Consider the following 14,213-nt stretch of genomic DNA (forward strand, 5'->3'; position numbering starts at 1 on the left):
CATCCTGGCATGCCGAGCGCGACCCGCTTCGGAGGGGTCAGCTCGATCGCGGGGCGTCCTTCATCATGCCCGCGACGACGAGCGCACCCGCGCCCACCAGGACGAGCAGCCACAGTCCGAGCCAGTACGAGTTCGTCTCGGCGTTGTAGGTCGCACCCATCACGAGCGGCGGGAAGTAGCCGCCCAGACCACCCGCGGCGGCGACGACGCCACTGACCGCACCGACCTTGTCCTTCGGCGTCGACGGTCCGATCCAGGCGAACACCGCCCCCATGCCGAGGCCCATGGCCGCCGCCATCCCCAGGAACGTCGCACCGGTGAGGACGCCCTCCGGTGGCTGCTGCCCGACGATGTAGGCCAGCGTCACAATCCCCGCCAACGAGATCAGCGACACGACCTTCGGACCGAACCGGTCAGCGAGGACGCCGCCGATCGGCCGCGCGATCACGGCGGCGACGGCGAACATCGCGGCTCTCGTGCCTGCCCCGACAGCATCCACATCGCCGGCATAGATCGTCGTGAGGTACTTCGGCAGGAAGGTGGAGAACGCGACGAAGCCGCCGAAGACGATGCCGTACAGGAAGGACATCTTCCAGGTGATCGTGAGCCGCAGCGCGCCCATCACCTTCGGGATCAACGGCATGCGGCTGGGCGCCCAGGCCGGAGAATCGCGCAGGAAGAACCAGCTGAGCAGGGCGAACAGGACCATGATCCCGGCGATCACGAAGTGCGTCGGCAGGTAGCCGATCCACTCCACCAGCCGCGGGGTGAGAAAGGCCGAGACCGCCGTGCCGATCATGCCCATGCCGAAGACGCCGTTCGCGTAGCCCCGGCGGTTCGGCGGATACCAGGCGCTCGAGAACGGCACGCCTGCTGCGAAGATCGTGCCGGCGACGCCGAGGTAGAAGCCGGCGATGAGCAGCAGGGGGAAGCTCCGGATGCTTCCGGCGAGCGCCACCAGCAGGACAGCCGGGACGGATCCCAGCAGCACGATGGTGAACATCACGCGTCCGCCGAAGCGGTCGGTCATCGCGCCCACGACGATGCGTCCGAGCGCGCCGACGAGTACCGGCGTGGCGAGCATGAGGGAGATCTGCCCCTCGTCCAGGCCCATCTCCGCCGCATACGTCCCCTGCAGCGGCGCGATGCACATCCACGCCCAGAAGCCGACGGTCGACGCCAGCGTCGCCAGCAGCACCTGCGGAAGCTGGCCGCGCAGTGCGGGCGTATCCGTACCGGCATCGGTTGTCATGTCCGCGAGCGTAGCCACCCGAGCTCCTGCAGGGAAGAGCAGGTCGGCCGTCATTAATCATCCGTTCGCCCTGCCTCGTGCGGGTTCTGGCGCGCCCGGATTAAAAACGGCAGAAGGGGTGGCCGATCCCATGTCCGAGACGGCATGCTAAGCACTATCGACCGAGGAGGCACCCCCATGACCCCCGAGATCCGCACCCGCAGCACGGCTGCGACCGATGGTCCGCTGGCCGATGCGCTGCTGTCGATGGGCAGGTTCCTCCGCCCCGGCGAGACCAGCGAGGACCTGCGATCACTGTTCCTCGAGGGCGGGCGGTCCGGCGATTCCTTCTATCGCGATCGCTGGTCGCACGACAAGGTCGTGCGGTCGACGCACGGGGTGAACTGCACGGGCTCGTGCTCGTGGAAGGTGTACGTCAAGGACGGCATCATCACGTGGGAGGCGCAGCAGACCGACTATCCCAGCGTCGGCCCCGACTCCCCCGAGTACGAGCCGCGCGGGTGTCCCAGAGGTGCGGCGTTCAGCTGGTACACGTACTCGCCCACGCGCGTCCGCTACCCCTACATCCGCTCCGTGCTCGCCGCCCTGTACCGCGACGCGAAGTCGCGGCATCCCGATCCCGTGGATGCGTGGGCGAGCATCGTCGACGACCCGGACGTCGCGGCGCAGTACAAGCGTGCGCGAGGCAAGGGCGGACTGATCCGCACCTCCTGGGACGAGGCGATGGAGATCGCGGCGGCCGCCCACGTGCACACGGTCAAGAGATACGGGCCTGATCGCATCGCCGGCTTCTCGCCGATCCCCGCCATGTCCATGGTGTCGCACGGTGCCGGCTCGCGATTCCTCAATCTTCTCGGCGGCACGATGCTGTCGTTCTACGACTGGTACGCCGATCTTCCGGTGGCCAGTCCGCAGGTGTTCGGCGACCAGACAGACGTGCCGGAGTCGGCCGACTGGTTCAACGCCGGCTACCTGATCATGTGGGGCTCGAACGTGCCCGTCACCCGCACCCCCGACGCGCATTTCATGACCGAAGCGCGGTACCGGGGGCAGAAGGTCATCACCGTCTCCCCGGACTACACCGACAACACGAAGTTCGCGGACGAATGGGTCTCGCCGCATCCGGGCACGGACGCCGCGCTGGCCCTCGCCATGGGTCACGTCATCCTCACCGAGCACTTCGTGCGCACCAGGACCGCCCGGTTCGAGGACTACATGCGCCGGTACACCGACGCGCCCTTCCTGGTGAGCCTCGAGCGCAACGGGGACGTGCTCGTCCCCGGCAAGTTCGTCACCGCGAGCGATCTGGACACGGATGCCTCGGCAGCAGCGCATGCCGACTTCAAGCCCGTCCTCCTCGATGCCGACGGGACTCCTGTGGTGCCCAACGGCTCGCTCGGGCACCGGTTCAGTCCCGAGGACCGCGGCCGATGGAATCTCGATCTCGGCGATGTCATCCCGCCGCTCTCGATCGCCGATCTCGACGGATGGGACGCCGCAGCGGCCGAGATCGTCCTGCCGCGCTTCGACGTCGCTCCCGCCGAGGGCCAGGAGCACGCGGGAGGCTCGGCGACGGTCGCGCGCGGCGTTCCGGTGATGACGGTCGCCGGCAAGACCGTGACGACGGTCTTCGACCTGATGCTGGCGCAGTACGGCGTCGGCCGCGACGGTCTGCCGGGCACCTGGCCGACCGGCTACGACGATGCGTCCAGCCCGGGCACGCCGGCGTGGCAGGAGGAGCTCACCTCCGTCCCCGCCGAGCAGGCCGCTCGCATCGGCCGTGAGTTCGCCGACAACGCCGAGCGCAGCGGCGGCCGGTCGATGATCCTGATGGGCGCCGGCACGAACCACTGGTTCCACTCGGACACGATCTACCGCACGTTCCTGGCGCTGACGACCATGACCGGATGTCAGGGCGTCAACGGCGGAGGCTGGGCGCACTACGTCGGTCAGGAGAAGGTGCGCCCGATCACCGGGTATTCGCAGTACGCGACGGCCGCCGACTGGAACCGTCCGCCACGGCTCGCCATCGGAACGGGCTTCTGGTACCTCGCCACCGATCAGTGGCGGTACGACGGGTTGCCGGCCGACCAACTCGCCTCGCCGCTCGCCCGCGGCGTCTTCGCCGATCGGACGACGGCCGACTGCATGGTCGAGTCCGTCAAGCGCGGATGGATGCCGGCCTTCCCGACGTACTCCCGTAACCCGCTCGATCTCTGCGACGAGGCGGAGGCCGTCGGCAAGGAACCGGCGCAGCACGTCATCGACTCGCTGGAGGACGGGTCGCTGGAGTACGCGGTCGAGGACCCGGACGACCCGGCGAACTTCCCGCGCATCGTCCTGGTGTGGCGTGCGAACATCCTCGGCTCCTCCGGCAAGGGCAACGAGTACTTCCTCAAGCATCTGCTGGGCACCGACTCCGCCGTGCGCGCACAGGAGAGCGCGCCGGACGCGCGTCCCCGGGACATGCGCTGGCACGAGAACGCTCCGGAGGGGAAGCTCGACCTGCTGATCACGAGCGATTTCCGGATGACGAGCACGACCCTGTTCAGTGACATCGTGCTGCCGACCGCGACGTGGTACGAGAAGTACGACCTGTCCTCGACGGACATGCACCCCTTCATCCACTCGTTCAATCCCGCGATCCAACCGCCGTGGCAGACGAAGACCGACTACGACACGTTCGGGCTGCTGGCGGAGAAGTTCTCCGAGCTCGCCCGCGCGCATCTCGGCGTGCGCAGGGATCTGGTCGCCGTGCCTCTCCAGCACGACACCCCCGATGTGATGGCCACGCCGCACGGGCGGGTCGAGGATCTGCCGCTGAAGCCCGGCGTGACGATGCCCAAGCTCGTCGTCGTCGAGCGCGACTACCCGAATCTGGCCGAGAAGTGGCGTTCGCTCGGCCCGCTCACGGCCGAGCTCGGCATGACCACGAAGGGCATCACCTATCGCCCCGAACCGGAACTCGAGCGGCTCGCACGCGAGAACGGCACCGTGCCGTCCGGACCGTATCGCGGTGCGGTGCGCCTCGACACGGACAAGCGCGTGTGCGAGATGATCCTCGCGCTGTCCGGCACGTCGAACGGCCGCCTCGCCACGCAGGGCTTCCGCCAGCTCGAGGAGCACACCGGGCAGCGGATGGCGTTCCTGGCGGAGGAGCACGAGGGTTCGCACATCTCGTTCGCCGACGTGCAGGTGCAGCCGCGCAGCGTCATCACGTCCCCGGAGTGGTCGGGATCCGAGCACGGCGGCCGGCGCTACACCGCGTTCGCGATCAACATCGAACATCTGAAGCCCTGGCACACGCTGACCGGCCGGCAGCACTTCTATCTGGATCACGACTGGATGGAGGACCTCGGCGAGAACCTGCCGATCTACCGCCCGCCGCTCGACATGGCCCGATTGTTCGATTCCCGTCCGGTGGGCGACGTGCGCGACGAGGGCCACGGGACCGAGGTCTCGGTGCGCTACCTGACACCGCACTCGAAGTGGTCGATCCACTCCGAGTACCAGGACAACCTCTTCATGCTGGCGCTGTCCCGGGGCGGCCCCACGATCTGGATGAGCGTGCAGGATGCCGCAAAAGCCGGCATCCGCGACAACGACTGGATCGAGTCGTACAACCGCAACGGCGTCGTCGTCGCGAGGGCGATCGTGTCGCATCGGATGCCGGAGGGCACCGTGTTCATGTACCACGCGAAGGACCGCACCGTGGATGTGCCGATCGCCGAGACGAGCGGGCTGCGCGGCGGCATCCACAACTCCCTGACCCGCATCCTGCTCAAGCCCAGCCATCTCATCGGGGGCTACGCGCAACTGGCATGGGCGTTCAACTATCTGGGGCCGACCGGAAACCAGCGCGACGAGATCACCACGATCCGCCGCCGCAACCAGGAAGTGGAGTACTGATGAAGAACGCCACCACCGCCCCGGACCGACCGACGGAGCGGGCGCACCGATGAAGGTCATGGCTCAGATGTCGATGGTGATGAACCTCGACAAGTGCATCGGATGCCACACCTGCTCCGTGACATGCAAGCAGGCCTGGACGAACCGCACCGGCGTCGAGTACGTCTGGTTCAACAACGTCGAGACCCGGCCAGGCGTCGGGTACCCGCGCGGATACGAGGATCAGGACCGCTGGCAGGGCGGCTGGGTCCGCAACCGCCGCGGCCGGCTGAAGCTGCGCAGCGGCGGGCGGCTGGCGAAACTGATGCGGATCTTCTCGAATCCGAATCTGCCGGAGATCCACGACTACTACGAACCGTGGACGTACGACTACGACATGCTGATCAACGCGCCCGCCGGAGCGCACACACCCGTCGCGAAGCCGAAGAGCCTGCTCACCGGTGAGGACATGAAGATCTCGTGGTCGGCGAACTGGGACGACGACCTCGGCGGGTCGCAGGAGACCATGCAGCAGGATCCGATCCTGAAGAAGATGAGCGAGGACGTCTCGGCCGAGTTCGAGAAGGCGTTCATGTTCTACCTGCCCCGCATCTGCGAGCACTGCCTCAACCCCTCCTGCGTGGCCTCCTGCCCGTCCGGGGCGATGTACAAGCGCGCCGAGGACGGCATCGTGCTCGTCGACCAGGACGCCTGCCGCGGCTGGCGCATGTGCGTGAGCGGCTGCCCGTACAAGAAGGTGTACTTCAACCACAAGACCGGCAAGGCGGAGAAGTGCACGATGTGCTATCCGCGCATCGAGGTGGGTCTGCCCACCGTGTGCTCCGAGACGTGCGTCGGACGGCTGCGGTACCTCGGGCTGGTGCTGTACGACGCCGATCGCGTCGCCGAGGCTGCGTCCGTGGAGGACGAGCACGCGCTCCTCGCCGCTCAGCGCTCGATCATCCTCGACCCGCACGACCCCGCCGTCATCGAGCAGGCGCGTGCGGACGGCATCCCCGAGGATTGGCTCGAGGCGGCTCGCCGCAGCCCGATCTGGCGCCTCATCCAGCAGTACGAGGTCGCACTGCCGCTGCACCCCGAGTACCGCACCATGCCGATGGTCTGGTACATCCCGCCGCTCTCCCCCGTCGTCGACGTCGTCACCGGGTCGGGCAACGACGGCGAGGACGCCCGCACCCTTTTCGCCGCGATCGACAAGCTGCGCATCCCCGTCGGCTATCTCGCGGAGATGTTCACCGCGGGCGATCCGCGTCCGGTCGATCACGCCCTGCGCCGGCTGGCGGCGATGCGCTCGTACATGCGCGGCATCAACCTCGACGACGAACGCGACGAGCGCATCGCGACCGCCGTCGGGATGACCGGCACCGAGGTCGAGGAGATGTACCGGCTGCTCGCGATCGCGAAGTACGAGGAGCGCTACGTCATCCCCGCGGCTCACACCGAACGCGCGCACGAGCTGGAGGAGATGGCCTGCTCGTTGGACTACGAGGACGGCCCCGGAATGGGCGGGGCAGGTCCCTTCGGCTCGTCGAGCGGACAGCCCGTCCCGGTGGCCGTGGAGAACTTCCACGCGCTGAAGAACCGGCAGACGGCCGATCAGCCGTCATCGCCCGGCCGGGTGAACCTGCTCAACTGGGACGGCAACGGCTCTCCGGCCGGTCTGTTCCCGCCCTCCATGGGCGGAGGGAAGTGATGCCCTCCCTGCTGAACGCCCGCGTGACGCCGCGCAAGGCACTGCCGGACGCCCTCGCGCCGGTGGCGCTCAGCCGTGCCCAGCGGGTGAGCACGCACATGCTCGCCTCTCTTCTGCTGGACTATCCGGATGCCGTGTGGTTCGCCAGGCTCGACCGGCTGCCGGCGCACATCACGGCGCTGCCCGCGGCTGTGCGCGATCCGCTGCTGCGGTTCATCGCGACCGCCGAGGATGCGGGGCCGGATGCCTTCGCCCGCGCCTACGTCGAGACCTTCGATCTGAAGCGCAAGTGCAGCCTGTACCTGAGCTATTACGCGACCGGCGACACGCGCAAGCGCGGGACGGCGCTCGTCACGTTCCTGGAGGCGTACCGCGCCGCCGGATGGGAGTTCAACGCGGCGGATCTGCCGGACTATCTGCCGGCCGTTCTGGAGTTCTCGGCACGGTCGGACTCCGAAGTCGCCGAGGCTCTGCTGTCCGCGCACATCGAGGGCATCGAGGTGCTGCGCGCGGCTCTGGAGGGCATGGACAGCCCATGGGCCGATGTCGTCCGCACGGTGACGCTGTCGCTGCCGCCGATCTCCGCGGCCACCCGCGAGCGGGTCCTCGACCTCGTCACGGAGGGCCCGCCCGTCGAGACGGTGGGGCTGAGCTTCCTGGGCAACCTCGCCCCGTTCTCCCCCACGACGGCCGCACGCACGAAGGAGCTGTCATGAGCACGATGGACGTTCTGGTGTGGGTGGCGTTGCCGTACGTGTGCTTCGCCGTGTTCGTGCTCGGCCACATCTGGCGCTATCGGTACGACAAGTTCGGCTGGACCACGCGCTCGAGCCAGGTGTACGAGAGTCGGCTGCTGCGCTGGGGGTCGCCGATGTTCCACCTCGGGATCCTGATGGTCATCGCCGGGCACGCCGTCGGTCTGCTGATCCCCCGCGAGTGGCTGTACGCGATCGGCATCACCGAGGAGATGTACCACATCGGCGCGACGGTGCTCGGGACGGCCGCAGCCGTACTCACCCTGGCGGGACTGGCGATCCTCATCTACCGTCGCCGCGTCACCGGGCCGGTGTTCCTCGCGACCACCCGGATGGACAAGTTCATGTACGTCATGCTGGGCGCGACATTGCTGTTCGGGACGCTGGCGACCGTCGTGCACCAGGTGTTCGGCGGCGGCTTCCACTACCGCGAGACCGTGTCGCCCTGGCTGCGCAGCCTCATCCTGCTGCAGCCGCAACCGGAGCTCATGATCGACATCCCGCTGCTGTTCCAGCTGCACGTCATCACCGCCAGCCTGCTGTTCGCGCTGTGGCCGTTCACGCGACTCGTGCACGTGTTCTCGGCGCCGGTGGGATACCTCTTCCGCCCCTACATCGTCTACCGCTCCCGCGACGACGTCCGGGGTTCGCGCGCGACCAAGCGCGGCTGGGATCCGGTGTCGACGCCGGACCCCGAGAAGTTGCGCAAGCTGTGAGATCCGGCTGTAACATGCACCGGCCTAGACTGGCCCCAGCGCACGGACGGCGCGACGACAGGAGCCTCCAGTGAGCAGAACCGCACACGTGATCACCGTCTCCGACCGCGCGGCCTCGGGCGTCAGGGAGGATCTGTCCGGCCCGGCCGGCGCCGACCTGCTGGCGGCAGCGGGCTGGCTCACCCGGACCTCGATCGTCCCGGACGAGGCCGCTCTCATCGGTTCGGCGATCCGCTCCTCGGTCGCCGACGGCGCCCGTCTCGTCGTCACCACCGGTGGCACCGGCGTCGGTCCGCGGGACGTCACCCCCGAGGCGACGCTCCCGCTGCTCGATCCCGTCCTCCCCGGCATCGCGGAGGAGCTGCGCCGGGTCGGCGCCGTCAAGATCCCCACCGCACTCCTCTCGCGCGGGGTCGCCGGCATCTACGAGGGCGCTCTGGTCGTCAACCTGGCCGGCTCGCCCGGCGCGGTGCGGGACGGCATCCCGGTGATCCTGAGCCTCGTCGATCACGTGCTCTCGCAGCGCGCAGGAGGCGACCACGCATGATCGTGCTCACCGCGATCACCGAGGAAGACCTCGACGCCACGACTCATCTGGACGCCGTCGCCCACGACGCCGCTGGCGCGACGGCGCTCTTCGTCGGCACCGTCCGCGACCACGACCCCGGCGCGGACGGGGAAGTCACGCGTCTCGAGTACAGTGCGCACCCGGATGCCGCTGAGACTCTGCGCGATCTCGCCGCAGCGGTCGACGCCGAGGACCTGCGCATCGCGATCACGCATCGCATCGGAGCACTCAGCGTCGGCGAGATCGCGATCGTCTGCGCGGTCTCCAGTGCGCACCGGGCGGAGGCGTTCGACATCGCCCGCGCACTGGTCGAGAAGGTGAAGGCCGAGGTGCCGATCTGGAAGCGCCAGATCACGGTCGACGGCTCGACGTACTGGGTCGGGCTGTGACGGCGTTCGACGGACCCCTCGTCGATTCGTACGGGCGCGTGCACCGCGACCTGCGGATCTCGCTGACCGACCGCTGCAATCTGCGCTGCACATACTGCATGCCGGCCGACGGCGTGCCGTGGCTGGCGAAACAGAACATCCTCAGCACGGACGAGATCGAGCGCGTGGCAGGCATCCTCGCGCGCCTGGGCATCGTCGAAGTGCGGCTGACGGGCGGCGAGCCGCTGCTGCGTCCCGACCTCGTCGACGTGGTCCGCCGCCTCGCCCTGATCGAAGGGGAGAACGGGCCGCTGCAGGTGTCGATGACGACGAACGGCATCCGACTCGAGCGCGTCATCGACGACCTGGTCGAGGCGGGCCTCGAGCGGCTCAACATCAGCATCGACACCGTTCGGCCGGATCGGTTCGCCGAGCTCACGCGGCGGGACAGGTTCGAGGACGTCCTTCTGGGCATCCGCGCGGCTCAGGCCAGCCCGCTGTCGCCGCTCAAGCTCAACACCGTCGCGATGCGCGGGGTCAACGACGACGAGTTCTGCGAGCTGCTGCACTTCGCGCAGGAGCACGACGCGGAACTGCGCTTCATCGAGCAGATGCCGCTGGATGCCGGTCACATCTGGTCGCGTCAGACCATGGTGCCCGCCGAGGAGATCCTGGAGAAGCTCGCCGCGGAGTTCACTCTGACACCGGTGGGCGATCGCGGGTCGAGTCCGGCCGAGATCTACGCGGTCGCCGGCGGGTCGACGACGGTGGGCGTGATCGCCTCGGTCTCGGCGCCGTTCTGCGGCTCCTGCGATCGCGTGCGCATCACCGCCGACGGCCAGGTCCGCAACTGTCTCTTCGCCCGTGAGGAGTCCGACCTGACGACGCTGCTGCGCGGCGGTGCTGATGACGAGGCCATCGCGCGGATGCTGCGGCAGAACATCGAGGGCAAACGCGCCGGTCACGGCATCGACGACCCCGGATTCCTGCAGCCGCAGCGTCCGATGTCCGCGATCGGCGGCTGAGGCCGGCGTGCCGTCGGCGCCTCACCCGCCGGCGAACGGCGGCAACACGTCGACCGTGGCGGTCGCGGCGATCGGGTGCCGCTGATCGACCGTCGCACCGTCCACCCGGATGGCGCAGCGATCGAGCACCCGTGCGAACTCGGCACCGTGTTCCACGCGCAGCTGTGCCAGCAGGTCGCCGAGCGTGAGATCCGTGGTGATCTGCTGCTCCTCGCGCCCGGCGGCCTCCGCGGCGGCGGCGAAGAAGCGCACTCTCACGGCTGCTCCGCGATACGGGCCTGCACGACGGCGATCGCCTGCTCGAGCGGCAGCCCCTGCGCCACGGCACGGCCGATCAGGTAGGTCGTGACAGGCCCCGCCGGCCGGGTCACCCCGTGCGCGACATCCCGCGTCACGTTCAGCAGTTCCGTGATCGGGACGTCCTCCTGCACGCCGAGCGCCGCGGCCAGGTCGCTGGTCCAGTCCCTCAGTCCATCCGGTGTATCGGTCATGCCGTCTCCCTTCGTCGCACGCGGCGATCGCGTCGCCCTTCGCTCTGTTCCGCACGATACGCGGACACGTCTTCCCAGGTGTCCAGATCCATCGACGCACCGCGTTCGTCGTCGATCTCCTGCACGCGAAGGGCCCCCGTGATCCGCCTCATCGCCGCGCCCTCCGCGGTCGGCAGAGCGCCGATGGCTGCTCGCAACGCGGCCACGCGGTAGCGCCCGGCGAGCGGCTGCGCGCGGCCGCCGGAATCGCGCAGCATCAGCGCGTCCACGTCATCGGTCATCGAGTGCTCCGACAGCGCGTCGACGATTCCCCCCGCACGGGGCAGATCGCACGCGAGGACCCACGTCTCTGCTACGGCATCCGACAAATCGTGCAACGCCGCCTCGAGCGCGGCGACGGGTCCGCCGAAGGCCGGACGCTCGCGCACCACGCGTACACCGGGCCGGGTGAGGTGATCCGGGCCGACCAGGACGATCGGCTCGCACGCGGCGACCGCCTGCAGGACGCCGTCGATCAGCATCCGCCCGTCGACCTCGACCTCGGCCTTGTCCACGCCGCCCAACCGCGTCGCACGACCGCCCGCGAGGACGATCGCCGCACGACGCGGATCAGCGGTCATCGCACCCACTCCCCGCTCTTCCCGCCGGTCTTGCGCACGAGGCGCACGTTCTCGATCTCGACGTCCTTGTCGAGACCTTTGACCATGTCGATGATCGTGAGCGCCGCGACGCTGACCGCGGTGAGCGCCTCCATCTCCACGCCGGTGCGGTCCGCCGTGCGCACGGTCGCGGTGATCTCCACGCCGCGGTCGACCACCTCGAGGTCGACCGTCGCTCCGTGCACTCCGATGATGTGCGCGAGCGGGATCAGCTCGGCGGTCCGTTTGGCCCCTTGGATCCCGGCGATGCGGGCCACCGCGAGGACATCGCCTTTGGGAGTGGATCCGTCCCGGAGGGCTGCGATGACGTGCTCGGGGCAGCGCACGAGGCCCGCGGCCGTCGCGCTGCGGACCGTCGGCTGCTTCTCGGTGACATCGACCATGCGGGCGTGTCCTCGTTCATCCAGGTGCGTGAAGCTCACGATATCTCCCTCTCTGTCGCGACCAGCATGACGTCGACGAGGTCGCCGGTCTCCACCCGCTCGGTCTCGGCGGGAACGATGGCGAAGTCGGTCGCCTGGGCGAGCGACGCCACCAGATGCGATCCGCTGCCGCCGGCGGATGCCGGGACGACCCGGCCGTCCCGGAAGACGACGGGAAGCACCTGCACGCGCCCGGGTGGGCAGCGCCAGCCCTGGCCCACCGTGGCGCTCGTGCGCGGGCGATCGAGGTCCTGTCGCCCCGCCATCGACCGCACGGCGGGCCGCACGAACATCTCGAACGAGACGGCGACGCTCACCGGATTTCCCGGCAGGCAGAACAGCAGCGTCCCGTCCGGCGCGACGCCGAATCCCTGGGGCTTGCCTGGCTGCATGGCGACCGCATCGAAGCGCACGGTTCCGCGGCCGGGACCCGCAATGTCCAGCACCGCCTTCACGACGTCGAACGCGCCGACGCTGGCCCCGCCGGACAGCACGACGAGGTCGGCGTCGACCGCCGCGAGCTCGGAGCGGAGGGCCGCCTCGTCGTCGGGCACGGTGCCGACGTGCACGACGACGGCTCCGGCATCCTGCAGCGCCGCCGCGATGAGGAGCGAGTTCGATTCGGGGATCTGCCCTCGTCGCGGCTCGGCGCCGGCGGGCACCAGCTCCGAGCCGGTGGAGATCACGGCGGCTCGTGGCGCGGGGTGCGCGCGTACGCGATCATGGCCCGCCGAAGCGATCGTGGCCAGCTGCCAGGGCCCGAGCGCTGTTCCCGCGTCGACGACCACGGTGCCGGCCGCGGCATCCTCCCCGCGGCGCCGGATGTGCGCGGCCTCTCGAGGCGCACGCGTGATCGTGATGTGCTCGGGTGGGACCGCACCGGTGACCACCCCGAGATCCGTGTGCTCGACGGGGACGATGGCATCGGCATCCGTGGGAACGGCGGCGCCCGTCATGATCCGCACGGCCTCGCCCCTCCCGAAGCGCGGATCGTCGGCGGAGCCGGCCGGGACGTCGGCGACGACGCGCAGACGCGCGCCCTCGACCGCGTCGGCAGTGCGCACCGCGTAGCCGTCCATGGCGGAATTGTCGAACAGCGGCACGGGCCAGCGCGTCGAGACGGCGTCCGCGAGCACCAGTCCGTTCGCGGATAGGAGTGCGTGTGCACGGGGCGGCAACGGGGTGGCCACCGCGAGGATGCGGCTGCGGTGCTCCTCGATCGGGATCATGCCGTCGCCGCCGCGTCGCGCGCACGCGTGGACCACGCCTCGTAGCCGCCGTCGAGCAGGACGATCTCGGTCTCGGGAACCGCCGTGCGGAGGAACGCCGCCGCGGCTCTGGCCCGAGGACCGACCTGGCAGAACACCACGACAGTGCCCTCACCCGCGATCATGGACGGGTCTTCTCGCAGCCGACTCAGCGGGACCGAGAGCGCGCCGGGGATGCTCCCGGCGCGGAACTCGTCCTCCTCGCGCACGTCGAGCAGCAGGACGTCACCGAGGCCGTCGAGCTCGTCCGGTGCGATGGTCCGGTCCCCCGTGCTCGCGGGGACGCGGTCGGCAGCGGGAGGGGTCGGTGCCACGCCGCGAGCCGGTATCAGCGGGACCTCGCGCGTGCGAGCCGAGAGCGCGTCGATCACCAGCATCCGCCCCAGGATGGGGTCCCCCAGACCGCAGATGAGCTTGACCGCCTCTGCCGCGAGGAGCGCACCGAGCTGGCCGCACAGGGCGCCGAGCACGCCGGCGTCCGCGCAGGACGGCACGTCCTCGGCCGGGGGCGCGGAGGGGAAGACGTCACGCAGACGGACGGGATCGCCTACGGGCGGACGCGACCAGAACAGCGTCGCCTGCGCGTCGAATCGCAGCACCGACCCCCAGACCAGCGGAACGCCCAGCGCATCGCAGGCGTCCGCGACTGCGTATCGCGTGTCGAACGTGTCGCTCCCGTCGATCACGAGGTCGTATCCCGCCAGCATCCGCTCCGCATTGTCGGACGTGAGACGCTCGTGCGCCCGGATCACCGTCGTGTGCGGCGACAGCGAACGGATGCGCTCGGCGGCGACGCGCGCCTTCGGGCGGCCGACGTCCGCGACCCCGAACAGCACCTGGCGTTGCAGGTTCGACGTGTCGACGACGTCATCGTCGACGATGCAGATGGTGCCGATGCCGGCGGAGGCCAGATAGAGAAGCACCGGCGAACCCAGGCCGCCGGCCCCGATCACGCAGATCCTGGCGGCGAACAACCGGCGCTGGCCGTCCGCGCCGATCTCCGGCAGCCGGATCTGGCGTGCGGCCCGCTCGGTCTCGCCGTCGGGCAGCGCGGATGCCGGGGCGACGAGCGGGGGGAAGCGCATGC

14 protein-coding genes are annotated in these 14,213 nt (G+C 69.5%); 7 read left to right on the plus strand and 7 right to left on the minus strand.

Annotated features, from left to right (window positions below):
• Positions 1-37: 37 nt before the first annotated feature.
• On the minus strand, positions 38-1,252 hold the full coding sequence (locus tag OED01_RS09655) for an MFS transporter (protein WP_264155066.1): 1,215 nt from the start codon (positions 1,250-1,252) through the stop codon (positions 38-40).
• Positions 1,253-1,429: 177 nt separating this feature from the next.
• Between OED01_RS09655 and OED01_RS09660 the strand changes: the two genes are divergently transcribed.
• The 7 genes from OED01_RS09660 to moaA all read left to right on the plus strand — a co-directional run bounded on the left by OED01_RS09660 (position 1,430) and on the right by moaA (position 10,286).
• On the plus strand, positions 1,430-5,161 hold the full coding sequence (locus OED01_RS09660) for a nitrate reductase subunit alpha (protein WP_264155067.1): 3,732 nt from the start codon (positions 1,430-1,432) through the stop codon (positions 5,159-5,161).
• A 49-nt stretch (positions 5,162-5,210) separates the two neighbouring features.
• The gene (gene narH, locus OED01_RS09665) at positions 5,211-6,854 is read left to right on the plus strand and encodes a nitrate reductase subunit beta (protein ID WP_264155068.1); all 1,644 of its coding nucleotides are present in this window, start codon (positions 5,211-5,213) and stop codon (positions 6,852-6,854) included.
• On the plus strand, positions 6,854-7,570 hold the full coding sequence (narJ, locus tag OED01_RS09670) for a nitrate reductase molybdenum cofactor assembly chaperone (protein WP_264155069.1): 717 nt from the start codon (positions 6,854-6,856) through the stop codon (positions 7,568-7,570). Before narH ends, narJ begins: the two co-directional genes overlap by 1 nt.
• Positions 7,567-8,325: a respiratory nitrate reductase subunit gamma gene (gene narI / locus OED01_RS09675; RefSeq protein WP_264155070.1), complete on the plus strand. Its 759-nt coding sequence runs from the start codon at positions 7,567-7,569 to the stop codon at positions 8,323-8,325. Before narJ ends, narI begins: the two co-directional genes overlap by 4 nt.
• A gap of 70 nt (positions 8,326-8,395) precedes the next feature.
• Complete coding sequence (locus tag OED01_RS09680) at positions 8,396-8,872, plus strand: MogA/MoaB family molybdenum cofactor biosynthesis protein (protein ID WP_264155071.1); 477 nt, start codon at positions 8,396-8,398, stop codon at positions 8,870-8,872.
• Positions 8,869-9,282, plus strand: coding sequence for a molybdenum cofactor biosynthesis protein MoaE (locus tag OED01_RS09685; protein WP_264155072.1), 414 nt, complete (start codon positions 8,869-8,871; stop codon positions 9,280-9,282). Before OED01_RS09680 ends, OED01_RS09685 begins: the two co-directional genes overlap by 4 nt.
• Entirely contained in the window at positions 9,279-10,286 is a 1,008-nt protein-coding gene (moaA, locus tag OED01_RS09690) for a GTP 3',8-cyclase MoaA (protein WP_264155073.1), read from the plus strand. Before OED01_RS09685 ends, moaA begins: the two co-directional genes overlap by 4 nt.
• A 21-nt stretch (positions 10,287-10,307) precedes the next feature.
• On the opposite strand, the gene OED01_RS09695 is transcribed toward moaA, so the two are convergent.
• The 6 genes from OED01_RS09695 to OED01_RS09720 are packed head-to-tail and all read right to left on the minus strand — an operon-like array spanning position 10,308 to position 14,211.
• Complete coding sequence (locus tag OED01_RS09695) at positions 10,308-10,544, minus strand: MoaD/ThiS family protein (RefSeq protein WP_264155074.1); 237 nt, start codon at positions 10,542-10,544, stop codon at positions 10,308-10,310.
• Positions 10,541-10,777: a DUF6457 domain-containing protein gene (locus OED01_RS09700; RefSeq protein WP_264155075.1), complete on the minus strand. Its 237-nt coding sequence runs from the start codon at positions 10,775-10,777 to the stop codon at positions 10,541-10,543. Before OED01_RS09700 ends, OED01_RS09695 begins: the two co-directional genes overlap by 4 nt.
• Positions 10,774-11,397, minus strand: coding sequence for a molybdenum cofactor guanylyltransferase (mobA, locus tag OED01_RS09705; protein WP_264155076.1), 624 nt, complete (start codon positions 11,395-11,397; stop codon positions 10,774-10,776). The genes OED01_RS09700 and mobA overlap by 4 nt, the downstream gene beginning before the upstream one ends.
• Entirely contained in the window at positions 11,394-11,858 is a 465-nt protein-coding gene (gene moaC / locus OED01_RS09710; RefSeq protein WP_264155077.1) for a cyclic pyranopterin monophosphate synthase MoaC, read from the minus strand. Before moaC ends, mobA begins: the two co-directional genes overlap by 4 nt.
• The gene (locus tag OED01_RS09715) at positions 11,855-13,087 is read right to left on the minus strand and encodes a molybdopterin molybdotransferase MoeA (RefSeq protein ID WP_264155078.1); all 1,233 of its coding nucleotides are present in this window, start codon (positions 13,085-13,087) and stop codon (positions 11,855-11,857) included. Before OED01_RS09715 ends, moaC begins: the two co-directional genes overlap by 4 nt.
• Positions 13,084-14,211, minus strand: a complete 1,128-nt coding sequence (locus OED01_RS09720) for a HesA/MoeB/ThiF family protein (RefSeq protein ID WP_264155079.1) — start codon at positions 14,209-14,211, stop codon at positions 13,084-13,086. The genes OED01_RS09715 and OED01_RS09720 overlap by 4 nt, the downstream gene beginning before the upstream one ends.
• Positions 14,212-14,213 lie beyond the last annotated feature (2 nt).

Source organism: Microbacterium sp. M28 (genome assembly GCF_025836995.1).
GTDB lineage: Bacteria > Actinomycetota > Actinomycetes > Actinomycetales > Microbacteriaceae > Microbacterium.

Bases quoted from the DNA above. Each gene is read 5' to 3' on its own strand.
- OED01_RS09655 (WP_264155066.1), bottom strand. From the start codon at position 1,252: ATGACAACCGATGCCGGTACGGATACGCCCGCACTGCGCGGCCAGCTT.
- OED01_RS09660 (WP_264155067.1), top strand. From the start codon at position 1,430: ATGACCCCCGAGATCCGCACCCGCAGCACGGCTGCGACCGATGGTCCG.
- narH (WP_264155068.1), top strand. From the start codon at position 5,211: ATGAAGGTCATGGCTCAGATGTCGATGGTGATGAACCTCGACAAGTGC.
- narJ (WP_264155069.1), top strand. From the start codon at position 6,854: ATGCCCTCCCTGCTGAACGCCCGCGTGACGCCGCGCAAGGCACTGCCG.
- narI (WP_264155070.1), top strand. From the start codon at position 7,567: ATGAGCACGATGGACGTTCTGGTGTGGGTGGCGTTGCCGTACGTGTGC.
- OED01_RS09685 (WP_264155072.1), top strand. From the start codon at position 8,869: ATGATCGTGCTCACCGCGATCACCGAGGAAGACCTCGACGCCACGACT.
- OED01_RS09700 (WP_264155075.1), bottom strand. From the start codon at position 10,777: ATGACCGATACACCGGATGGACTGAGGGACTGGACCAGCGACCTGGCC.
- mobA (WP_264155076.1), bottom strand. From the start codon at position 11,397: ATGACCGCTGATCCGCGTCGTGCGGCGATCGTCCTCGCGGGCGGTCGT.
- OED01_RS09715 (WP_264155078.1), bottom strand. From the start codon at position 13,087: ATGATCCCGATCGAGGAGCACCGCAGCCGCATCCTCGCGGTGGCCACC.
- OED01_RS09720 (WP_264155079.1), bottom strand. From the start codon at position 14,211: ATGCGCTTCCCCCCGCTCGTCGCCCCGGCATCCGCGCTGCCCGACGGC.